This is a genomic window from Nesterenkonia sp. PF2B19 (assembly GCF_001758425.2).
In the GTDB taxonomy this organism is placed as follows: domain Bacteria; phylum Actinomycetota; class Actinomycetes; order Actinomycetales; family Micrococcaceae; genus Nesterenkonia; species Nesterenkonia aethiopica.
The window spans coordinates 69,754-92,708 of the sequence record NZ_MDSS02000004.1; the positions used below are offsets into that span (position 1 = coordinate 69,754).

Sequence of the window (22,955 nt, forward strand, 5' to 3'; positions counted from 1 at the left end):
CCATCACCGGGCCCGAGGACCTCTCCGTGCCGTTGGCGCATGCCCTCGACCGGCGTCGTGCTGTGCCCGGACCTGGAGGCGGCCCGGCAGTGCCTCGCCGTCGAAGGGGTGCACACCGCAGTGACGGCCTCCGGGGATGTGCTGCGTCTCGGAGAGCACATCGGCGGCACCGCACTGGAGAACTCCGATGTGGCCATCTCGGCTCAGATCACGGAGCTGACGCAGACCGCGGAGACCTCCGAGCGGGAGCTCGCGCAGGTGTCTGCCGAGGCGGACGCCCAGGCCTCCGAGGTCCGCGCCGCGGAGCTGGCGGTGGAGGAGAGCCTGGAGGCCCTGCACGCCAACGATGCCGAGATGACCGCCACCACGGAGCAGCTGGGACGGCTCAGCGCGGAGGTGTCTCGCGCCGAGGAGCGCATCGCCTCCGCACAGACGGAGATCCTCGAGGCCGGAGAAGCCCGGGATGAGGCCCAGGAGCAGCTCGACGAGGCGAGCGCCCGCCTGGCCGCAGCCGAGAGCGACGACATCGATGAGGACCCTTCCACCGCGGAGCGGGACCGCCTGGCGGAACTGGCGTCGACGCATCGTCGTGACGAGGTCGAGGCGCGACTGGCCCTTCGTGCCGCAGAGGAGCAGCTCAATCAGCTCCAGGAGCGTGCCGCCTCACTGCGCCGCAGCGCTCAGGCGGAGGAGTCCCGACGTGAGGAGGCTCGGCGCGTCGCGGAGGCTCGGAACCATCGGGCTCAGGAGGCCGAGGAGGTCCAGGCGGAGGCTGAAGAGGCCGTGGATCGGCTCGCCTCCGTGCTGGCGCGTGCCCAGGACGCCCACGACGAGGCTCAGCAGAGGCACCGCGAGGTCTCTACGGAGATCCAGCGCCTGCGCACCGCGCGCAGCGCCGAGGCTGAGCAGCTCGACACGGTCACTGCGCGTCTGCACCAGGCGGAGCTGACCCGTACGGAGCTGCGGCTCAGCCTGGAAGCCGCGGAGCAGCGGGGCCACGAGGAGCTCAGCCTCAGCCCCGAGTATCTGATCGAGAACTACGGCCCGGACCAGCCCGTGCCCGACCCGGAGGACGAGGAGGCGGAGCCGCGCCCCTACGACCGCGGGGAGCAGGAGGCCCGGCTGCAGCGTGCCCGCCGAGACCTGAAAGCGCTGGGCAAGGTGAACCCCCTCGCCCTGGAGGAGCACGCCGCCCTCGAGGAGCGGCACGCCTACCTGCAGGAGCAGCTTGCGGATCTGAAGGCCTCCCGGCAGGACCTGTTGGACATCATCTCAGACGTGGACCAGACCGTGGAGCAGGTGTTCACCCAAGCCTGGGGCGACACCAAGGAGCAGTTCGAGCGGGTCTTCGCTCGGTTGTTCCCCGGCGGGGAAGGGCGGCTGGAGCTGACCAACCCGGAGGACATGCTCAACACCGGCATCGAGGTCCACGCGCGTCCTCCGGGCAAGCGCATCCGTCGGCTCTCGCTGCTCTCCGGAGGGGAACGGTCCCTGACCGCAGTGGCCCTGCTGGTGGCGATCTTCAAGGCCCGCCCGAGTCCCTTCTACGTGATGGACGAGGTCGAAGCGGCGCTGGACGACACGAACCTCTCGCGTCTGCTGGTCATCTTCGAGGAGCTGCGGGAGTCGTCGCAGCTGATCGTCATCACGCACCAGAAGCGCACCATGGAGATCGCCGATGCCCTCTACGGGGTGTCCATGCGCCAGGACGGCTCCACCCGGGTGGTGTCCCAGCGGTTGGCCCGCGCCGAGGACACCGAGTCCGTGGCACTGCAGAACGCCACGTGACGGCCAGGTCAGCGGCCGGACCCGGCTAGGCTGAGACCATGGTTGTCGATCGTCATGTCCTCCCCGGTTCCTCGGATCCCACACGACGCCTGATGGTCATCCTGGACAGGCTCGTCTCGCGGTTCCCGGGCCAGGGCTGGGGCGTCAGGGAGCTGGCCGAGGAGATGGGCGCCAGCCGCACCACCGTCAACCGGGCACTTCAGGCGCTCGCCGACCTCTCCTTGGTGAGGGCCGAGGGTGGGGGGACCTACGCCGTCGGCCCTCGGCTGCGGGTGATCGCGGGCATGGCTCACCGCAGCCATGGCGTACTGCGAGAGGGCCCCGCGGTGCTGGCCGAGCTGACCCGGGACACGGGCGCGACTGCCATGGCCGTCATGCAGGGACCCCGCCCGACAGAGGCATTCGTGGCGGCCGTCCACCAGGCTCCTGGCGGGATCCAGTATCGCCTGGCTCCCGGTATGGGGCTCCCGCTTCACGCAGGGGCCGCGGGCCAGGCGATCCTCAGCGAGCTGGACCCGGCTGTGCTCGCCCAGATCGCCCCTGAACGGTTCACCGAGGCCACACACGTGGACGTCGCCGAGCTGAGGCAGATCCTGGATGAGGCCGGGGCGCGCGGGTATGTGACCAGCATCGGTCAGCACATCCCGCTGGCCGCCGGAGTGGCGGCTCCCTTCCGTACCCCGGACGGACAGATCGGGGCTGTCTCGGCCACACGTCCACGCACTGAGACCTCCACGACGGACCTCGAGGCGATCGCAGCCCAGGTGATCGCAGCCGCGCAGGCACTCGGATCCTCCGCCGTGACGACGCCGGTGGCGCCGTCCGCGGAGCCGCCGACACCGCGGGACGGCGCGTCTTCGGCGGCAGGCCGCGTGGAGCGGCTCATGACTCTCCTGGCGGCAGGCGCCCCCGGGCTGGGCTCTCCGACAGCGGCCGCCCGGTCTCTGCAGGCCCACTCCGCGACGGCCAAGAAGCTGCTCGCTTCAGCCGCAGACTGTGGGCTCCTCCGGTACGCGGAGCCGTCGAACACTGCCGCGTGCGGATCCCTGCTGCTCCGGTGGGCCGCACAGCTGGGACCCCGACCCGGGCTCGGAGACCTACTCCGCCCCCGTCTCCGCGAGTTGTCCGCGGACACCGGCGAGACCACGGCGCTGGTGGTCCTCGCCCCGGAGGAGCGGACCGCCACCATCGCTGAGGTCGTGGACGGTCCGAATCCCGTCCGTTACGGGGTCGTCACGGGTGCTGAGGTGCCGCTGCACGCCGGAGCCTCGGGCAAGGCGCTGCTGGCCCACCTGCCGACGAGTACGGCGGAACAGCTGGATCTGCCGCGCCTGGCACCTGGCACATTGGTCACGCGCGATGCCCTCAGAGAGGATCTGGCCGCGATCCGCGATCGGGGATGGGCCGTGGGGGAGGGCGAGCGCTTCTCCGACGCCTTCGGCTTGGCCGCCCCGGTGTTCGAGGGGGCTCCGTGGTGGCGTCGATCGCGATCACGATCCCGCGGTTCCGGAAGGACCAGGTCGACGTCGACACGTTGGTCTCAACGCTGCGTCGCACCGCCACGGAGGCCTCCGTCCTGATCAGCGTCGGGTGACGCCGTCAGCCTCAGAGGAGGGACCCGGCGAACAGAGACGCCGTGATCAGGACGATGGTCCCGCCGACGCGTGAGGCGATGGCGGCATAGGGCATCAGATGCAGTCGGCCAGCTGTGCTCAGGGTGATCACGTCGCCGCCGGCTCCCATGTTGGCGGTGCACAGACCGGCCGTCAGGGACGCCTCGAGGAAGTGCATCTTCATCAGGTATCCCACGCCTCCGGCCACCACGGCGATCACGACCACGGTCCCGGTGATGACGACGAGGTACGCGGGCTCCTTCACGACCTCGATGACCTGGGCGAAGTCGACCACGGCGACGCTGACGGCCACCAGGACGGCCGGGGTGACGTACTTCAGGGTGATGTCGAACCACTCCACGGCGCCGTGCTGCACGTAGTCCGGGCAACGCCCGCTGAGCTTGAAGACGACCGCCAGGATGCAGATCCAGGCGAAGTAGTGCAGTCCCGGGGTGAGCGTGAAGTGGATGACCACGCTGACGATGTAGATCGTTCCGGTGATCATCAGACCTGTCAGGACGGATCCCGCACTCGTGGCGGGGCGAGAGTCCTCCTGCTCGAGGGCGCCGTCCCCACCGCGCATGATCGTGCCCTGGCCGTTGAAGCCTCGGAAGGGACGGTCGGGCTTCTTGGCCAGCCAGTTGTAGAGGACAGCGATCATCACGGCGACGAAGTTCGCAAAGATCACGGCGGGGATCATGACGGCGAGGAAGTCGCCCGCCGGCGACCCCGTGGCGTCGCTGTAGATCTCCGCCATCGGGATCGCGCTGGATCCGGTCCCGGCGCCGGCGATGGCGAGACCGACGTTCAGGATCCCGGTCATGAGGCCGAGCCCGAGCACCCAGGCCAGGAAGCCGGCCGTGGCGATGCCGGCAGCGATCGCCGAGAGCAGGGGCACGAGGAACCTGAGGATGGACTTCTTCAGCACGTCGGCGCTGAGCCCCAGGATGCTGCCGACCATGAGGGTGGCGATGAAGAGGTCGAGCACCTGGTAGCCGGAGAGGAAATTCCCGAGCATCGTCCCCAGGGTCTCCGGGATGAGCCCGAAGTGGTTGAGGATCGAGGGGACCAGGATGGTGAACAGGGTCGGGGCGCCGAGGGTGCGCAGCACCGGGATTGGCGGCCGAGCCACATCAGGACCATGCCGACCAGGGTCGCGAAGACTGCCCCCGGCAGGATGCCGTCCTCGGGGAGGACCCCGGTGAGGGCGGCCAGGACGAACGCTGCGGCACTGATCAGGAAGAGCGGCCAGGACAGGCCGGCCACCTTCGGTGCGGCGGTGGTCTGGGTCTCGGTGGTCATGGTGGGCACCTACTGTCGGTCGAGGGGTGTGGGGCCGGCCGTCGAGGCGAGCGTGGCCGTGGCATCGAGCCGGACGGCCTCCCGGATCCGCTCCTCGGCGGCGTGGATCTGGGGGAGTCGCTCCAGGGCGTGGTCCACCTGGTCCGCGGGGATGACGGCGACGCCGTCGGCGTCGGCGACGATGATGTCCCCCGTGGCGATGGACACGCCCCCGACGGCGACCGGTCGACCCACGGCGCCGGGACCATGTTTGAAGGGTCCAGCCGGTGTGGTGGCGCGGGCGTAGATGTGCAGGCCCTGCTCGCCGAGGGCCGCGGCGTCGCGCACAGCACCGTCGACGACAGCACCGATGACGCCGGTGGCCAGCATGATCTCCCCGATGAGATCGCCGATCACGGCTCGACTGATGTCGCCCTGACCATTGATGACGAGGATGTCCCCGGGGCGGGCGACGTCCAGGGCCATGTGGATCGCCAGATTGTCTCCGGCGCGGGTATGGACGGTGAGGGCTCGTCCGACGACGGTGTCGGTGGACGAGGTCAGGCTCCGGATCTCCCCGTCGAGGACCAGCATGCGCTGGAAGACGTCGCCCACATGGGCCGCGGGGACGCCACGGAGCCTGTCCGCGGGTGCTGGGGAGGCTGCGTGCTCCGGGAGGTCCACCGTGACGGAGGACGTGTCAGGGACTGAGATGTACATGGTCGGTGACTCCTGGGTCGTGGGGATGCGGTATCAGGATGAGGTCTGCAGCGCGGGACCGACGATGACATGGTCGGGGGTCTCCCCGGCCAGCGCCTGGTTGATGCAGGTGATCGCGATCTCGGCGACCGCGTCGAGGGACTCGAGCGTCTGTCCACCGATGTGCGGGGTCAGGATCAGGTTCTCCGTCGCGGCGACGTCGAGCCGAGTGTGGGAGAGCGGATCCGTCGCGTCGACGGCCTCGTGGTGGATCACGTCGAGCGCCGCTCCGCGGAGGCGCTTCTCCTGGAGGGCGCTCTGCAGGGCGTCCTCATCGATGAGGCCGCCCCTCGAGGTGTTGACGACCAGAGCGCTGGGCTTCAGTCGTGCCAGCTCGTCGGCCCCCAGGATCCCGGCGGTGCCGGAGGTCAGGGGGAGATGCAGGGAGAGCAGGTCGGCCTGCTCCAGCAGCTCGGGAAGCTCCACTCGGCGAACCTGCAGCTCCGCGGCGGTGTCCTCGTCCAAGGCGGGGTCGGCGGCGATGACGTGCATGCCGAATCCTCTGCCGATCTGGGCCACCATCCTGCCGATGTGCCCGAATCCGAGCAGACCGAGGACCTTGCTGTGGAGTTCGAGTCCCGTCAGCGTCTGCTTGCCGGCGCCCCAGCGCCCGTGCCGGATGCGTCGGTCAGCCTCCGGCACATGCCGTGCCAGCGCGAGGGCGAGCGCGAAGACATGCTCGGCCACCGCGCGACTGTTGCCGCCGGGGGTGACGGTGATCCAGATGCCCTGCTCCTGCGCCGCCTCGAGGTCGACGTTGTTGGTGCCGACGCCGTGGCGGGCGATGATCGTCAGCCGGGGAGACGCCTCGATCATCCCTCGGTCGAACTGTTCGCCCCGCAGCAGGACGGCCTCGACTGAATCGGCGACGTCGAGGTAGTCGCACCGGTCCGGGCCGAAGCCGACATGGACGGTGTGGCTGCGGTGGAGACGTTCCAGATGGGCGGGGTCGATGGGATCCGACACGTAGATGACAGCCACGGGCCGCTCCTTTCGTCGAGGGTGGGAAAAACGACCGGGAACTCAAAAAATGGGACAGTGTCCTACTTTGTGTCGACATCGTAGCACGAGACGTGGTGGAGGTCACAGGGCTCGAAGCAGGGTGCGGCGCGCCGAGGAACAAGCGGAGCCCGGCGGGCGTTGACGACGAGATGTGAGCGACATGCCTGAGAAGCCTGCTGTCCAGAGTCCACCGATCCCCAACGAACTGCGCGTGCTGATCGTCGCGGCCTTCGTGGTGGCGATCGGATTCGGCATCGTGGCGCCGATCCTGCCGCAGTATGCCGCCGACTTCGGCGTGTCCGCGTTCGCCGTCTCCGCAGTGGTCTCGGCCTTCGGGCTCTTCCGTCTGGTCTTCGCTCCGGCCTCCGGCAGGCTCACGCAGGCGTTGGGGGAGACCCCGGTCTATGTGGTGGGCCTGCTGATCGTGGCGGCCTCGATGATCGCCACGGCCTTCGCCCCCACCTATGAGCTGCTGTTGGCGTTCCGCGCCGTCGGAGGAATCGGTTCCACGTTCTTCACGGTCTCGGCGATGACCTTCCTGGCCAGGAAGTCACCGCCGAGCATCCGCGGCAAGATCTCCGGCGCCTACGCCTCGGCCTTCCTCATCGGCAATGTGGCGGGGCCCCTGGTGGGCTCTGGGCTGCTCGTCTTCGGGCCGCATGTCCCGTTCCTGGTCTACGGGGGCGCACTGGTGATCGCAGCGCTGATCGTGTTCGTGATGCTGCGGGGCTCGCGTCTGGAGGATCGCGACCGCCGGGACGCGCGCGAACGGGCGACTCTGAAGGAGGCGTGGTCCGTGCCGGGGTATCGGGCGGCGCTCACGGCAGGGTTCGCCAACGGGTGGGCCACCTTCGGTCTGCGCAACTCCCTGGTTCCGCTCTTCGCCGCCACGGCGTTCGCCGGGTCCGGGTTCGTCATCGACTCCTCCCAGCTCGCCGGTGTGGCGCTGGCGACCTTCGCCGCCGGCAATGTGGCCGCCGTGCTGCTGTTCTCCCGCCGCACCGACCGCTTCGGGCGCAGGCCTCCCATCATCCTGGGGCTGGTCATCACCGCCTGCGCCACCGGCGTGCTGGGGCTGGCGCCGGAGCCCTGGGTGCTGCTCGCCCTCAGTCTCGTGGCCGGCGTCGGCACGGGGCTGGTCAATCCGGCCCAGCAGGCGGCCATCGCCGACGTCGTGGGCGAGGGGCGCAACGGTGGGCCTGTGGTCTCGACCTTCCAGATGACGCAGGACTTCGGCGCCATCATCGGCCCGCTGCTCGCCGGGCTGATCGTGGACCACTTCGGCTATGCGTGGGCCTTCGGGCTCACCGGGGTGATCCTCATGGTCGGGGCGCTGGCCTGGACACGCGCACCGGAGACCCTCGACCACAGCGGTCGACCTGCCGCCGCCCGCACCTGAGACCAGACCACACTGGACACACGAGGACGGGCCGGGCGGAGCGCGATGCGCATCCACCCGGCCCGTCCTGATCTGGGCGAGTGATCGGTCAGATCAGGCTGTCACTCCCGGGCACCGGCCCCGGCAGGGACGGCGTCGTGGGAGTACGCCTCGGTGTGGTGGGCGACGGCGTCGATGCCGCCCTGCTCGACCTCGGCCTCCACCCGGAAGCCCATGGTCTTGTGGATCAGCGTGGCGATGATGTAAGTGGCCACGAAGGTGAACACCAGGGTCACCAGGCAGGCGACGATCTGGGCCCACAGCAGGGAGAAGTCGCCGTTGAGGAAGAGGCTGCCGCGGCCGTCGGCGATGAGCTCCTCGCGGCCGAACAGTCCGATGGCCAGCGTGCCCCAGAGGCCGGCGACCAGGTGCAGGCCGACGACGTCGAGCGTGTCGTCGAACTTGCCGTACTTGAACTCCACGGCGAAGCAGCAGACCGCACCAGCGACCAGGCCGATGACGATGGCGCCCAGCGGCGAGACGAAGGCCACCGCGGGAGTGATGGCGACCAGTCCGGCCACGATGCCCGAGGCGGCGCCGACCGGAGTCGGCTTCTTGCCGCGGGCCCACTCGGTGAGCAGCCAGGCCACCAGGGCGGCGGCCGGAGCGAGCAGCGTGTTGATCCAGTTCAGCGATGCCTCTTCGACGCTGCCGGCCTCACCGATGTTGAAGCCGAACCAGCCGAACCACAAGATCGAGGCACCCAGCAGGACGAAGGGGACGTTGTGCGGCTTGTTCGGGGCGAAGTTGCGGCGCGGGCCGATGACCAGCACCAGAGCCAGGGCGGCGACGCCGGCACACATGTGCACCACGAGCCCGCCGGCGAAGTCCACGGCCTCACCGACGGTGTCACCGATGAATCCGCCCTCGACGAGCAGGCCGCCGTCGCCCCAGACCCAGAAGGCCAGCGGAGCGTAGACCAGCGTGATCCAGATGGGCACGAACACCATCCAGCCGGCGAACTTGGCACGGTCGGCGACCGCACCGGAGATCAGCGCGCAGGTGATGATGGCGAAGGTGGCGCCGAAGCCGACCCACACCAGAGAGTCTCCGCCTTCAGCCAGGGACTCGTAGAGCACGAAGTCAGAGGTGGGGTTGCCGAACAGGCCGCCCGCCACCGGGTCAGCCCCGGCGATGGCGTTGCCCCACAGCGCCCAGGTCAGGGCGACGAGGCCCATCGCGGCGAAGCTCATCATCATCATGTTGACTGCCGAGCGGGTCTGTGACAGCCCGCCGTAGAAGAGCGCGAGGCCCGGCGTCATGAACAGCACGAGCGCACCGGCGACGACCACCCAGATCGCTCCCACGTCTTCGATCACGATTTCCATGTGTCCCTCCAGGAAACAAGTACTCACCGATGTCTTTCACCGATGCGAGCTGATCTCCATGGTTCTCGGTCCGTGTTTCACCGACCGCGCCTGATGTTTCGGTGACGTAAAAACTCCCGCTCCTGCCCCGGAATCTCAGGGATTCCGGGGCAGGAACGGGAGCTGACGCGCGGCAGCGGGCCGGATCGGAGGGACCGCTCGCACGCGGATCGAGGCAGGGAGGGAGGCTGCTCAGCGCTCCTCGAGCAGGGCGTCGACGAAGGTCTCCGCATCGAAGGGCGCCAGGTCGTCCGGCCCCTCGCCGAGGCCCACCAGCTTCACCGGCACGCCGAGCTGCCGCTGGATGGCCACGACGATGCCGCCGCGTGCGGTGCCGTCGAGCTTGGTGAGCACGATTCCGGAGACGTCGACGACCTCGGAGAAGACCTTGGCCTGGTTCAGCCCGTTCTGTCCGGTGGTCGCGTCCAGGACCAGCAGGACCTCGTCGACCTCGGACTGCTTCTCGATGACTCGCTTGACCTTCCCGAGCTCGTCCATGAGGTTCGCCTTGTTCTGGAGCCGGCCGGCGGTGTCGACCATGACGACGTCGACTTCGCCCTCGATGCCGGCTGCGACGGCGTCATAGGCCACTGAGGCGGGGTCGGTGCCCTCGTCGCGGGAGACTGTGGGCACGCCCAACCGGGAGCCCCAGGTGGTGAGCTGTTCGGCGGCGGCCGCCCGGAACGTGTCGGCCGCACCCAACAGGACGTCCTTGTCCTCCGCCACCAGGACGCGGGCCAGCTTGCCCACGGTGGTGGTCTTGCCGACGCCGTTGACGCCGACGACGAGCACCACCGCCGGGCGGCCGGCTGCGCGGACGTTCAGGCTGCGGTCCAGGGAAGGGTCAACCAGCGTGGTGAGCTCTTCACGCAGCAGCGCACGCACCCGGTCCGGGTCCCGCGATCCCTCGACCTTCACCCGCTCACGCAGACGATCCACCAGTTCCATGGTCGGCTCGGTGCCGAGGTCCGCCATCAGCAGCGTCTCCTCGATCTCGTCCCAGACGTCCTCGTCGATCTGGTCCGAGGAGAGCAGTGCCAGCAGCGACCGGCCGAAGACGTTGTTGGACTTCACCAGCCGGGCACGAAGACGGGCGAGCCGTCCGGCCACAGGCTCCGGCGTCTCGATCGTCGGGGCCGCCTCCTCGGCGACCTCCTCGGAGAGCTCGGGCTCGGCGACCGTCTCGGCCGTCGCCTCCGCGGTGGTCAGCGGGGCGGCGTCGGTGTCTTCGGCAACGGCGGTGCCGGCAGGGGCGTCAGGGCCGTCAGGCTCCGGGAGGTCGTCGGCGTCGCGGGTCTCGGGGAAGGTCCCCTCGGGCAGCCTGCGGCCGCCGGTGAGGAGGAACAGGCCGATGGTGCCGGCGAGGACCACTGCCAGAACGATGAAAAGGGTCAGAACGTCAAAATCCACCCGACCAGTGTGTCACAGTCCGTGACCCTGATCGGGTGGATTTCGCACGTGCCGCGGGCGCCTCGCGGGGGAGCCGGGGCGTCAGCGCCAGATGCCGCGGGAGTCGATCACCGTGTGCCCGGCCAGCCGGGCGGTGTCGATGGCCTTGAACTGGTCGTGATCGACCAGCAGCACGAGGATCTGTGCCGTCTGCAGGGCCTCGTCGATCCCGGCCAGCGTGACGTTTCCGGAACTGGCGAGCTGCGCGGGGAGCTGGTCGATGTGCGGCTCCACGGCCAGGATGCGGGCCTCCGGCGCCCGCTCGGCCAGCCGCTGGGCGATCGACAGCGACGGTGACTCCCGCAGGTCGTCGATGTTGGCCTTGAACGCCAGCCCCATCAGCGCCACCGTGGCCTCCCGCCCGTGGTGCTCCAGTGCCTGCTCGATGCGGCCGAGCACCCACTCAGGCTTGGCATCGTTGGTCTCCCGCGCGGTGCGGATCAGCCGTGAAGCGTCTGGGGCCGCGTCCACGATGAACCAGGGGTCCACCGCGATGCAGTGCCCCCCGACCCCCGGCCCCGGCTGCAGGATGTTGACACGCGGGTGGTGGTTGGCCAGGTCGATGAGCTCCCACACGTCGACGCCCAGCTGGTCGCAGATCACAGAGAGCTCGTTGGCGAAGGCGATGTTGACGTCGCGGAAGCTGTTCTCGGTCAGCTTGGCCATCTCCGCGGTCTTCGCGTCGGTGAGCAGGACCTCACCGGTGCAGAAGTTCTGGTACAGGATCTTCGCCGCCTCGGCAGCCGCCTGGGTCAGGCCGCCCACGATCCGATCGTTGGTGGCCATCTCCACCATGATCCGCCCAGGCAGCACCCGCTCCGGGCAGTGGGCCACGAGCAGGTCACCCGCTGCGAGGTCTGGGCGGGACTTCAGGATCCGCTCGGCCATGTGCTCGGTCGCCCCGGGGGGAGAGGTGGACTCCAGGATCACCAGCTCACCGCCGGTCAGCTTCGGCGCGATGCCGTCGGCGGCGGCCTCGATGTACGACAGGTCCGCCGAGTGGGAGTCGGTGAAGGGGGTGGGCACCGCCACGATGTAGGCGTCCGCCACCGGGGTCTCGGTGGAGGCTGAGAGCTTCCCGGCGGCCACCGCGCGCTCCACGACCTCCCTCAGGCCCGGCTCCACGAACGGCACTTCCCCGTTGTTGACCGCGTCGACATTGATCGGCGAGACATCCATCCCCACGACTCGCACCCCGCTGTCGGCCAGGATGGCCGCGGTGGGCAGACCGATGTAGCCCAGGCCGATCACACCGACGGTCGAGAACTCCCTCGAAACCACAAGAACTCTTTTCCTCGAAGAACAAAAAGTACGCACGCCGGCCCCGCACAGGAGCGAGGCCGTCCGGACAGGGGACCCGCCGACACTGACGCGCAGAGCACAGCAACGCCCGCAAGCTTATATCACGGCTCGGTCACGAGAGGCCCTGCGGCCTCCGGGCTTCAGCGAGCCGCCCGGAGTTGCAGGTCAGCAGTGACTCTGGGGTGCGTCATCTCCGTGCGCATCGGGCGTCCGGAGCGCTCTACGGCGCTGGAAGCAGGCACTGGAAGGAGGCACAGGAACGAGTCACCGGAACAGGTCACCGGAAAAGGTCAGGGACGTTGGCCTGCAGCTCGGCGTCCAGCAGGGGGGCGAGGGTCTCGACATAGGAGGTGCTCAGATGGGAGTCGTCATACCAGACCACGACGTTGCCGACGACGGCGTCGCAGGTTCCGTCGGGGCAGATGTGGTCCGTCAGGTCCACGGTGTGCACTCCGTCGGGGAGGTCGAGGTCATCGAGCGGGTCGGCGGCGGCGATCTGCGAGGGGTCGGCACCGCACTCGCCTGATTCCCGACCCTGGGCCAGGCAGTCGGCCACTGAGGCATCCGGGCGGGGCGTCCCACGCATCAGCAGAACCTCCGCACCGGTGCTGCGCAGCTCCCGCCAGCGCTGCGGGGCCCCGTCCTCGATCGACTCCGTGCTCCGGTTCATCACGGTGCCCGGGGTGACCACCAGGTCCGGGGCCCGCTCGGCGACCGCGTCGATCAGGTTCGCGTTCCACGCGGCGCAGGAGGAGGAGCCGGCGTTCTCCGTGGACTGCAGGCGGCACCCGGACTTGTCGGCGATGATCAGCTCCCAGTCGTAGGTGTCCGCCAGCATCATCCAGGCGTGCTGCCACTGGCCGGCGTGGGAGCCCCCGGTGAGCATGACGGTCGCAGTCGGCGACGCCGGCGGGTCGGGGTCCTCACAGATGAGCACCTCGGAGGCTTCCAGCCCCCCGCCCTGCGACTGGCGGCAGTCCCAGTCGTAGTACTGCGGGCGGTCCGCGGCGAGCACCTCGGCGGCGGGCACCGGGGCGACGTCGGGAGGGGCGGGGTCCGCACCCGGCGCCGTCGCCGCCGCTCCGGGATGCAGCGCACGGTCCACCCCGGCCATCGAGTACCCCTCCGGCAGGGTCACCGTGGTGCCGATCACTCCGATGGTGGTCGGCCACCGCACCGATGGCCAGCGTGCCTGCGGCCGCCGTCAGCGGCACGCGGGGCGCCAGGGATGCGCGGGCGGCCGTCGGGCGTTCGATCCACCGGTGGGTGCCCATCCGGCCAGGATGGAGACCACCAGGAGGCCGGCCCCGTCGAGGACGCCCAGTCCGTCCTGGTCGGTGAGCTCCAGATGGAAGATCAGCAGTGGCCAGTGCCACAGGTAGAGGCCGTAGGCGATGCTGCCCACCCAGGCCAGGGGTCGCGTTGAGAGGAGACGGGCCGCTGTTCCGGGAGGATCCTGAAGCCCTCCCTGCGGGCCGGCGGAGGCCAGCACCAGGGCCAGTCCCAGCAGGGGCCACAGCGCCCATGCTCCCGGGAACAGGGAAGCGCCGTCCAGGACGAAGCCGCAGGAGATGATGAGAGCCAGCCCGAGCCATCCCGCGACCCCGCGCACCGGACGGGGGAGGGTCAGACGGGCGCCGAGCAGCGCGAGGACACCCCCGAAGGCCAGCTCCCAGAGTCGTGTGCTGGTCATCAGGTACGCCGCCTCAGGGGCCTGCTGGCGCATCCACAGCGCCCAGGCGAAGGACGCACCCAGCACCAGCACCACGAACACCGCCATCGCGTGCACCGCAGGTCGGCGCAGCGCCCGCGCCAGCAGCACGGCCAGCACCGCGAGCACCGGCCAGAGGAGGTAGAACTGCCCCTGGACCGACAACGACCAGAAATGCTGGAACGGACTGCTGGCGGGCCCGGCCGCCTCATAGGCCAGCTGAGAGGACACCAGCTCGATGTTCTCCCAGTACAGCAGTGAGGCCCGGGCCTCCGTGAGCAGCTGGTGGTGGCGGGTGGAGGGCAGGATCAGCAGGCCGGCCATCGTGGTGACCGCGATCGCGACGACGGCCGGGGGCAGGATGCGGCGGGCCAGACGCGCCAGATAGCGGCCCACATCGAGCACCCCGCCGCGGGATGCGGCCTCGCGGAGCAGCATCGCCGTGAAGAGGAACCCGGAGACGGCCAGGAAGATGTCGATGCCTCCGGAGACCCGCCCTGCTCCGAAGAGATGGAAGAGCACCACGCCGAGGATCGCCAGGCCCCGCACGCCGTGCAGCTCCGGGCGGAACCGGCTCGCCGGGACGCCGCGCGACAGCCGCTCCTGCGACGCTGACGACGACGGCGGGTCGGTCGGACGGGCTGAGGACTGCGGGGCAGACACAGGGGCGCTCCTGGAAGGGTCGGCGACGCACCACTCTAGTGCCCCGGCCCGGACACGGCGCCCAGCCCGCGGCGAGACGTGGATCACGGCGCGGACGCAGGGCTGGCGTAGAGGTTCGACGAGCACCCTGGGAGGTGGCCGGGAACTTGCTGGGAGTGTGGCCTGCCAGCGGGTCCGCGGGGCGGCTCATCGGTTACTGTTCACCAGGACGCAGCGCCGGTGGGTCCGTCGCCGCTGTCGCGTCCGCGCCGATCCGACCCCGAGACAGGACTGTAGAGCAGATGACCGTACCCTCCACGACGCGCCGTTCATCGGCCGACGCCGCAGGCTCGGCGCCGGAGCACGCCGAGGACCAGCGTCGGCGCAGGGGGAGCCGCTTCCAGCCGGAGATCCAGGGGCTCCGGGCCCTGGCCGTGCTGCTCGTCGTGCTCTACCACTTCTGGCCCGAGCATCTGCCGGGCGGCTACGTGGGCGTGGACGTGTTCTTCGTGATCTCGGGCTATCTGATCACGGCACACCTCTTTAAGGAGGCGGCCCAGACCGGCACGGTGCGGCTGGGGAGGTTCTGGGCTCGCCGGATCCGTCGTTTGCTGCCCCTGAGCCTGCTGGTCCTGCTCGTCACCGCGGTCTCGGCGGTGCTGGTGCTGCCGTCGACGGCCTGGCAGTCCACGCTGCGGCAGATCGTCGCCTCGACCCTCTATGTGCAGAACTGGATCCTCGCCGCCGATTCGGTGGACTATTCCAAGCTCGACGAGCAGGCCACCGCTGTGCAGCATTTCTGGTCCCTTTCGGTGGAGGAGCAGTTCTACATCCTGTGGCCGCTGCTGCTGGTGCTGGCACTGCTGGTCACCGGCGCCCGGGCGGCCCGGACGGCGCAGGCGGTGCGCACCACGTTCATCGTGGTGCTCGTGGCACTCGGGGCCGCGTCCTTCGGGTTCTCGGTCTGGTACACCGCCCATGAGCCGGCCCAGGCATACTTCGTGACCCCCACCCGCATCTGGGAGTTCACCCTCGGTGCGCTGCTGGCGCTGTGGATGGGCTCCAGCCAATTCACCGGACGAGCGGCCAATCTGGTCGGATGGGCCGGCCTGGGGATGATCCTGGCGTCGGCATGGCTCTACTCCGACGCCACCGCCTTCCCCGGTGGGGCGGCGCTGATGCCCACTCTGGGGGCCGTGCTGCTGATGATGTGCGGCGGGCGCGAAGCCGGCACGGGCGTGCATTGGTGGTTCTCCCTGCGCCCCGCTACGGCGATCGGCGACTGGTCCTACGCGATCTACCTGTGGCACTGGCCGATCGTGGTCTTCTCACCGTATCTGAGCGAGGAGGCGAAGCACTGGTACATCAAGGTGATGCTGATCCTCGGCGTCGTCGGCCTCTCCGCGGTGACCACGCGGTACGTGGAGGCGCCGCTGCGCCGTGCGCGGTTCCTGCTGCCGACCTGGCGCGCCGTGGTGGCGGCGGCGGCCGGGATGGTCCTGGTGATCTCCACCGCCCATGCGGCCGTGGCCGCCGTCGAGCGGGGCTTCGCCGACACAGAGCTCTCGGAGGACCACCCCTGTTACGGGTATCGGGCGCTGGCCAACCCCGACCAGTGCGGTGACCCGCTGGAAGGTGACCTGGGCCTTGCTCCCCATCCGGCCGAGGTCACGGCGCAGAACAACGAACCGATCTACCCGGACTGTCAGGCTGACACCGAGGAGGAGGGCGTCAAGGAGTGCTGGCTGGGCGCGGAGGAGACCGATGCCGACGGGACCGTCGCCGTGTTCGGTGACTCGCATGCCACCATGTGGCTGCCGGCGCTCGACGAGATCGCCCAGGAGCATGACAAACGTCTGCTGGTGCTCACCCGCTCCGCCTGCTCGCCGCGGGTCAGTGCGCTTGACGACGACTCCAACGCCTGCGTGAGGGCCAATGCCGAGATCATGGACCGGCTGGCCGAAGATGACGACGTCGAGACGGTGGTCGTCGCCGGCAGCCAGATCCACAGCAGCTTCTCCGGGCCCGATGACGACCTCGAGCTGCCCGAGACGGATCTGGAGCTCACCGACACGGCGCGAGCCATGTACGCGCCGATCGACGCCTGGCTCGAGGCCGGCAAGGAGGTGGCCGTCTTCGGCGAGGTGCCGCGGATGAACAAGGAGACCGAGGACGAGCAGACGCTGCCCGAATGCGTCGCGCTCCACGAGGAGGATCCGGCGGCGTGCCGGGACGAGGTCGACGACACGCACGTGGGCGACCGCTGGCTGACCCGGTCGGTCGAGGTGTTCGGCGACGAGGACAACTTCCACTTCATCCCCACCGAGGACATGCTCTGCGACGACGAGTTCTGCTACGCGGTGCTGGGCGGCGCCATCACCTTCCGCGACAACAGCCATGTCTCCGAGAACTTCGTGCGGTCAGCGACTGGCGAGATCGGTCAGCGGCTCGAGTCGGCGATCCTCAGCTCCACCTGATCCTCATCCGGGCCGCGGTCGTCCGGACGGGACTCTTCAGGGATCGACACCTCGGCAGTTGCACCCTCGGCGCCTGTCTGGTCGGCGCCTGTCTGGTCGGCGCCTGTCTGGTCGGCGCCTGTCTGGTCGGCGCCTGTCTGGTCGGCGCCTGTCTGGTCGGCGCCTGTCTGGTCGGCGCCATTCCCGTCCGTCCCCAGTCGGACCACGTCCTCCGGCGGGGTGTACCACTGCAACGGGTCCGCCTGGAGCCGCGGCCACCGGGAAGGACCTCCCTCCGTGCCTGCCGGCTCTCCGCCCCTCGGCTCCGGATACCACCACTGGTAGGGCTCAGAGCCGAACAGCGTCCCGCTGGGCCGCCCCCGCGCCAGGTCTCGGGCCAGCCTCAGGTCGGCGCGCATCCACGCGGCGCCCAATCGCAGGTCGTGGTTCAGCCGGTACTCCTGGACGCCTCCGGGCATCGGCGTGAGCTCCCCGAGCACCGGGCCGTCAGGGGTCGAGTAGAGGTCGACACGGACGAAAGGGAGCCCCACGGCGATGGAGAGGCGGCGAGCGGCCTCCATGAGATCCTCCCACCCCTCCGGCGCGGTGATCTCCGGGTCCTCCGGCCTGCCGGGCAGCACCTCGCCCAGCGGGCGCGCCTCGGCGTCGAAGTAGCGCCGGGTGAAGCGGCTCCGGTTCATGACCTTCACCCCGTGGGTGCGCATCACCAGCACCTGCATGATCTCGCCATAGGCGGTGTAGACCTTGATGTCCTCCGGGAGGCGGACCTCGGCTCCCTGGGGCGGGCCGACCAGCGCCAGATCGGCGGATCCCTGACCGGCGGCCCCGTGATCCGCGCCCGCCCGGGAGTCCGTCGTCGCGAAGGGCTGCGCGAAGGGCTGCGCGAAGGGCTCCAGGAAGGACTCCAGGAAGAACGGCCCTCGAGCTCGCTCGAGCCGGCTCAGCAGTCGATCGCCGGGTCGCCCGTCGACGAGCGTGTCGCGTCCGGTGAGCGTCTGCCAGCCTTCGGCGGTGCGACGCAGCGGCACGACTCCGAGACCGCTGTGGCCGCCGTCGGCCTTGAGCACCACCCGGTCTGCGGGCAGGTCGTCGGGGATCCGGATGTCCTCGGTGCGTGACCACACCTGGTGGATCCTCGGCACGGCGATTCCGTGGCTCTGTGCCAGAGCGTAGCTGCGGAGCTTGTAGGGCAGCTGCAGCGCCGGAGTGGTCGCCTGCCAGCCGCTGAGCTTCGCCGCGTTGACCGCCGCCATGTGGGAGGACAGCTTCCCCTTGAAGGAGGAGCGGCGGAATCGGGCATGCTCCGCCTCAGCGGCCTCCGCGCGGAGGATGGCCTCCTGAAGATCATCGGAGAGCCTCGTGATCTCCTCCTCGCGACGACGGAGCTCATCGCGGCCGGAGCTGCGCGCCTCCCGCAGCAGACGCCGCACCCTCTCGCGGGAGGCCTCGAGGTGAGCCACCCTGGTCTCCAGATGGAGAATCTTCCTGTCCCGCCAGGCGATGCCCGGCAGGCGGCGACGCACTGCGGCCGGGATGCGGACCATGCGGCTCCCTTCTGCGGCTGATCAGGGGCGACGAGCGTGTCCCAGGGTCTGGCTCATCGCCTCCAACCTACTGCTCCGAGCCTGATCGGGGAAGGTCCCGGCCGGGCGCAGGTGGCGTGCTCAGCCTGCCCCGGTCCTCTCGCCGGCACGACGACGGCGCGACGAGTCGCGCCGTCGCGCCAGGTCCAGGTCGTCCCAGAACTCCAGCGCCGCCGGGTCCGTCCACTCATGATCCCCGTAGCAGGCCAGCAGCTCCGCGAGGTTCTCAGCGGCGTCGAACCACTCCTCGGGCCGGACCCTCTTCAGCTTCGGCAGGTGCCAGGAGACGAGGAACCTCTCGAGCCGGTCGCGCCGGTAGGCCTCCAGGAGCCCCACCTCCTGAAGCCATCGGGCGCGGGAGGAGTCCAGCGGGAGGTACTTCTTGAAGTACCCCGGATTGAGCGTGTTGATGGTGGAGCTGCTCACTGCCATGTAGTACGTGTGCACTCCGACGTCGAGGGTCCGGATCCGTCGGGCATAGTGGAGCATCTGCTGGAAGAAGTAGGAGTCCTGTCCCACCGCGCCCAACGGCTGGCTGATGCCCAGCGACTTCAGCCACCCCGTGCGGGCCACGACCGTCTGGATGCCCAACGGCCGGAACCGCAGCGCCTCCAGGGCACGGTCCGGGACCACGAGGGTGCCGTCCGGCTCAGCATGGTCGGCGAAGGTCTCCTCAAGGATGCCGGCGTAGGGCAGACGGGTGTGGTGCCGGGCCCACTGCGACATGTTGCCCAGCACGAAGTCGACGTCCTCGTGGGCGCGGAGATCCTCCAGCAGCTGCGCGTAGCCGTCCTCGATCGCCTCGTTGTCCGGGTCCAGGTAGGTCACGAACGGGGTCTGGGCCAGGTCCAGTCCGGTGTTGCGCGGCCGGGAGGCCGAGCCGGAGCCTCCCCCGCCGTGGTGGAAGGACGTCACATTGGGGTGCTCCGCGGCCAGCTCCTCGACCGTGTCCACCGTCGAGGGGTCGGTGGAACCGTCGCTGATGAGCAGGACGTGCATCGTCTCGAAGATCGACGAGCGCCGCAGCGAGGCGAAGGCCTTGTGCCGCAGATGGTCGCCGTTGTCGTAGACGGGCACGATGACGGAGAGCTGCAGCCCCTCCCTCTCTGCGGTGGCGGCGACCTCGCGCCGCACGGTCTCCAGGTCGTCTCCGTCGGCGAGCCCGGAAGGGGTCCTGGGGCCCGGCACGGCTCCGCCGTCGGACGTCACCACGGTGTGCCCCCGGCGAGGCCGGTGTCCCAGATGATCGGACAGATGCACGCGCTGGAGCGACGCGATCAGCGTCTCCGGCGAGAGCGACGCGTCAGCCGGGGGCTGGAACCAGGCCGAGAGCGCCAGCTCGGTCAGCGGCCGGCCCGACGGCGGGACCTCCTCGGCCGCGAGGGCGCCCGCCCCATGATGCCGCTGGGCGCGCGGATCACCGGCGTCGACGCGCCGGACGTCCACCTTGGCGGTCACCGGGCAGGACTGGTGCGCCAGCGCGGCCAGGTGGTCCTCCACATAGGTGGGAGCGTAGCTGTGAGCAGAGGAGACCGGCACCAGCACGTCGTAGTCGCCGTGGCGGCCCGTCAGCTCGTCCCACGTCACGGTCTCGACGGCCCCAGCCGTCTGCAGGCGCAGCTGCTCGGCCAGCACAGGGTCGGCGGCGTCGTCCCCCGAGGCGACCGCCAGCACGCGGTCCGGGGCTTCCGGCACGGAGATGCCCGCCATGCCCAGCGCGGTGCGCAGCACATCCACGGCATGATGCCGACGGAACGCGTGGCGGACGCCGTCGCCCTGGGCCCGCCGGAGCTCCTCGAGCTCAAGGGACTCCAGCCCCACCGCCACATCCTCGGCCGAGTTCGCGATGCGCACTTCCGGATAGTGCGAGTTCAGCCCCTGGTTGTAGGTGGAGAGCACCAGGGAGCCGGAGGCCAGCAGATCCAGGGTCCGGGGGGAGAAGAAGGTCTGAGAGCCGGCCACGGCCTGAGTGACGACGCCGACCGGGGAGAGCCGGTCGAGACCCGGCGCGTGGGAGATCGCCGACGGTGCGCAGTAGGGGCGGTGCCGGACGGGGAGAGTCTCCCGCCGTGCGCCCGGCCCGCGGACCTCCAGGCCCAGGAGCAGCGGCGACCCGGAGGAGACGATGCCGTCGTGGATCCACTGCAGACCGCGGCGGGCATCCGCATCCAGCGCTCCGGCGCGGCGGCGCTCCAGATGCGTCACCAGCCGATGCGTGTGCGTCCGGGACCCCAGCGGCGACCGGCGCAGCGGACTCACCGGCTGGACCACCGTGGCCACCGGCACTGAGCTCGGCACGCCACGGCGGTACTCCTCGGCGCCCTCCTCGGAGGTCGTGAGCACGACGTCGCAGCGTGCCGCGAGCTTCACCTCGGGGCGCCCAGGTTCCGGCAGCGTCGTGTCGCAGTAGATCAGCGGGATGGCCGCCTCCCGGGCGGCAGTGATCACCCGGCCGCGTGCCCGGGGGGCCTTCACGGTGCGGGGGGAGAGCAGCACCGCGTCGGCGGCGGACAGCGTCGACTCCCAGTCGTCCGGGTCGATCAGCCGGAGATCGGCGGCACCGGCCAGGACCTCCATCAGGTCAGGATCGCCCAGCACCGCCACGGTCTTCGGAAGCGCCGGACGCGAGACTCCCGCCTCGAGCGGCGGCAGCGCCTCCAGGGCGGGCATCAGCTGGTCCAGGAACGCCTCGGCCCCGGCCCGCCGCCCCAGAAGGGAGAGGAGTCACGGACACCGAGCGACTGCAGGGCCCCGGGCTCCAGCAGCTGGCGCAACGGATCGCGGGACGCCACGAGGCCGACGATCCGCTCTCGAGCCTCATCCAGCTCCGACTGGCGGGCTGAGGGCCCCAGGAGTCGAGCCCGGCTCACCGGGAGATCCCCGCGCGCCGGGCGACCTTCCCCACCTGGCGGCGCACACGACGGGAAGCCGCCCGGACGGTCCGCTCCGGATCCTGGACGGCGGACTCCAGCCGTCGCCGCATCCTGCTGGCCGGAGATTCGTCAGGGGAGCTGCCCGTCACCGGGGGAGTCGGAGCCTGTCGGCGGGCCGCCACGCGGTGCTCCAGCTTGGCCACCCGGGAGCGCAGCTCGGCGATGTCGGCCTCCTGGGTGCGTTCCAGCTGGTCGTAGGCCCAGCGGAGTTCGGCCAGGAGGGCCTCCTGCTGCCCGAGCAGTGCGACGATGACGTCACGCGCGTCCTCCGACAGGGGCTGCTCGGTCGCGGCTTCTGCACTCATGCGTGTCCTCGGTACTCCTTGTCATGGGGCGGGCCGCAGCGCCTCCAGAGGCGGCGGACCGCACAGGGCGGGCTGTGCTTCACGGTAGCGGGCCTTGCGGGGAAGGGCCACAGCAGGATGGGCGGGCGGAACAGACAGGTCGGCTGACGCAGGCGGGCCGCAGGTCAGCCGGACCCGCTCTCGAAGAACCTCCTGGCCTTCGGTGACGTCCAACTGTACTCGCCGTAGGCTGCGGCGATCTCACGCAACACGGCCGCGGCCTCCGCCCGCTGGTGGGGGAGGACTCGCTTGTACTTGTCCAGGTACCAGGTGACGAAGAACTTCTCGAACCGCTGCTCCATGTAGGCCTCCAGCAGCCCGGTCTCGCGCAGCCAGGCCGCCCGGGCCTGCTCCAGGATGAGGTACTTGCGGAAGTAGCCCGGGGAGACGACATTGACGATCGAGGTGTCCACCGCGCCGTAGTAGGTGTACACGGGGCGGTACACCGGAGCGTAGGCCTCGGTGTGGAAGAGCATCTGCTGGAAGAAGTAGGTGTCCTGACCGACGGCCCCTTCCGGCTGGACGAGTCCCAGCCCCTTGAGCCAGTCGGTCCGGGCGACCAGGGCCTCGATGCTGGCCGGCCTGAAGCCGACAGCCGGCAGCGACTCCCGGTCCACGCGGAACAGTCCGTCGCGGTGTGGTATCGCTCCGGCGAACCACGCGTGGTAGTCGTGCACCGAATGCTTCCTGGTCCACACCGCCATGGTGCCCAGGGCGAAGTTCGCCTCTGGGGCCTGTTCGAGCGTGTCCATCAGCTCCCAGTAGCCGTCGTCGAGCTCCTCGTCATCCGGATCCAGGTAGGTCACGTACGGGGTGAAGCTCAGGGCCAGCCCCGTGTTGCGCGGACGGGAGGCGGAGCCCGAGCCCCCGCGGGCATGGTGGTAGGCGGTCACGTTCGGCCACCGGTGAGCGAGCTCCTCCACCGTGTCCACCGTCACCGGGTCGGTGGACCCGTCGTTGACCAGCAGGACGTGCATCCTCTCGAAGATCGAGGAGCGTCGCAGCGAGGCGAAGGCCTTGTGGCGCAGGTGGTCGCCGTTGTTGTAGATGGGCACGATCACCGCCAGCTGAAGGCCGAGCTCGTGGGCCGTGCGGCGAGCCTCCTGCTGGACCGCCTCGAGATCGTCTGCGGTCAGCGGCGACGGCGCCGGTCGCCGTCGCGGTGGGCGTCCCGTGTGCTCGGAGCCGCGGACTCCGGGGATGGCCGCGCCGCCTCGGACGACGAGCCTCCGGCGGCGCGGGCGTGCCGGCGCTGCCGGACGCTGC

General features: G+C 70.0%; 16 protein-coding genes. 4 read left to right on the plus strand and 12 right to left on the minus strand.

Translation table 11 applies throughout. The features are described from left to right. Positions 1–39 precede the first annotated feature (39 nt). Positions 40–1,788 carry an AAA family ATPase gene (locus BCY76_RS20180; protein ID WP_336581734.1) on the plus strand — a complete coding sequence of 583 codons (1,749 nt, stop codon included), beginning with the start codon at positions 40–42 and terminating at the stop codon, positions 1,786–1,788. A 38-nt stretch (positions 1,789–1,826) separates the two neighbouring features. Continuing rightward, positions 1,827–3,368, plus strand: coding sequence for an IclR family transcriptional regulator (locus BCY76_RS02095; RefSeq protein ID WP_085437100.1), 1,542 nt, complete (start codon positions 1,827–1,829; stop codon positions 3,366–3,368). A 25-nt stretch (positions 3,369–3,393) separates the two neighbouring features. Here BCY76_RS02095 and BCY76_RS02100 read toward each other — a convergent pair whose 3' ends face one another. From BCY76_RS02100 to BCY76_RS02110, 3 genes are all read right to left on the minus strand, one after another. After that, complete coding sequence (locus BCY76_RS02100; protein ID WP_170922557.1) at positions 3,394–4,533, minus strand: 2-hydroxycarboxylate transporter family protein; 1,140 nt, start codon at positions 4,531–4,533, stop codon at positions 3,394–3,396. A 179-nt stretch (positions 4,534–4,712) separates the two neighbouring features. Beyond that, entirely contained in the window at positions 4,713–5,402 is a 690-nt protein-coding gene (locus BCY76_RS02105; RefSeq protein ID WP_070160407.1) for a methyltransferase, read from the minus strand. A gap of 33 nt (positions 5,403–5,435) precedes the next feature. Then, positions 5,436–6,422, minus strand: coding sequence for a hydroxyacid dehydrogenase (locus BCY76_RS02110; protein WP_070160405.1), 987 nt, complete (start codon positions 6,420–6,422; stop codon positions 5,436–5,438). A 181-nt stretch (positions 6,423–6,603) separates the two neighbouring features. Between BCY76_RS02110 and BCY76_RS02115 the strand changes: the two genes are divergently transcribed. Continuing rightward, positions 6,604–7,842 (plus strand): MFS transporter, encoded by a 1,239-nt coding sequence (locus tag BCY76_RS02115; protein ID WP_085437111.1) that lies wholly within the window; start codon positions 6,604–6,606, stop codon positions 7,840–7,842. 101 nt (positions 7,843–7,943) lie between these two features. Here BCY76_RS02115 and BCY76_RS02120 read toward each other — a convergent pair whose 3' ends face one another. The 5 genes from BCY76_RS02120 to BCY76_RS02140 form a co-directional block, all read right to left on the minus strand. Further along, positions 7,944–9,209 (minus strand): ammonium transporter, encoded by a 1,266-nt coding sequence (locus BCY76_RS02120; RefSeq protein ID WP_070160403.1) that lies wholly within the window; start codon positions 9,207–9,209, stop codon positions 7,944–7,946. A gap of 231 nt (positions 9,210–9,440) precedes the next feature. Continuing rightward, on the minus strand, positions 9,441–10,658 hold the full coding sequence (gene ftsY, locus BCY76_RS02125) for a signal recognition particle-docking protein FtsY (RefSeq protein ID WP_070160402.1): 1,218 nt from the start codon (positions 10,656–10,658) through the stop codon (positions 9,441–9,443). Positions 10,659–10,739: 81 nt separating this feature from the next. Continuing rightward, complete coding sequence (gene wecC / locus BCY76_RS02130) at positions 10,740–11,978, minus strand: UDP-N-acetyl-D-mannosamine dehydrogenase (protein WP_070160400.1); 1,239 nt, start codon at positions 11,976–11,978, stop codon at positions 10,740–10,742. Positions 11,979–12,276: 298 nt separating this feature from the next. After that, complete coding sequence (locus tag BCY76_RS02135; RefSeq protein ID WP_085437102.1) at positions 12,277–13,176, minus strand: SGNH hydrolase domain-containing protein; 900 nt, start codon at positions 13,174–13,176, stop codon at positions 12,277–12,279. A gap of 27 nt (positions 13,177–13,203) precedes the next feature. Next, complete coding sequence (locus BCY76_RS02140; RefSeq protein WP_070158628.1) at positions 13,204–14,373, minus strand: acyltransferase family protein; 1,170 nt, start codon at positions 14,371–14,373, stop codon at positions 13,204–13,206. A gap of 281 nt (positions 14,374–14,654) precedes the next feature. Here BCY76_RS02140 and BCY76_RS18450 point away from each other — a divergent pair, with 281 nt between their 5' ends. Next, positions 14,655–16,829 (plus strand): acyltransferase family protein, encoded by a 2,175-nt coding sequence (locus BCY76_RS18450; RefSeq protein WP_070158629.1) that lies wholly within the window; start codon positions 14,655–14,657, stop codon positions 16,827–16,829. On the opposite strand, the gene BCY76_RS18455 is transcribed toward BCY76_RS18450, so the two are convergent. From BCY76_RS18455 to BCY76_RS02170, 4 genes are all read right to left on the minus strand, one after another. Further along, positions 16,793–18,373, minus strand: coding sequence for an ATP-grasp fold amidoligase family protein (locus tag BCY76_RS18455; RefSeq protein WP_070158630.1), 1,581 nt, complete (start codon positions 18,371–18,373; stop codon positions 16,793–16,795). The genes BCY76_RS18450 and BCY76_RS18455 overlap by 37 nt on opposite strands. 120 nt (positions 18,374–18,493) lie before the next feature. Beyond that, the gene (locus tag BCY76_RS02155) at positions 18,494–21,082 is read right to left on the minus strand and encodes a glycosyltransferase (protein ID WP_085437103.1); all 2,589 of its coding nucleotides are present in this window, start codon (positions 21,080–21,082) and stop codon (positions 18,494–18,496) included. 196 nt (positions 21,083–21,278) lie between these two features. Next, complete coding sequence (locus BCY76_RS02165; protein ID WP_070158633.1) at positions 21,279–21,650, minus strand: hypothetical protein; 372 nt, start codon at positions 21,648–21,650, stop codon at positions 21,279–21,281. Positions 21,651–21,814: 164 nt separating this feature from the next. Further along, positions 21,815–22,750: a glycosyltransferase gene (locus tag BCY76_RS02170; RefSeq protein ID WP_336581737.1), complete on the minus strand. Its 936-nt coding sequence runs from the start codon at positions 22,748–22,750 to the stop codon at positions 21,815–21,817. Positions 22,751–22,955 lie beyond the last annotated feature (205 nt).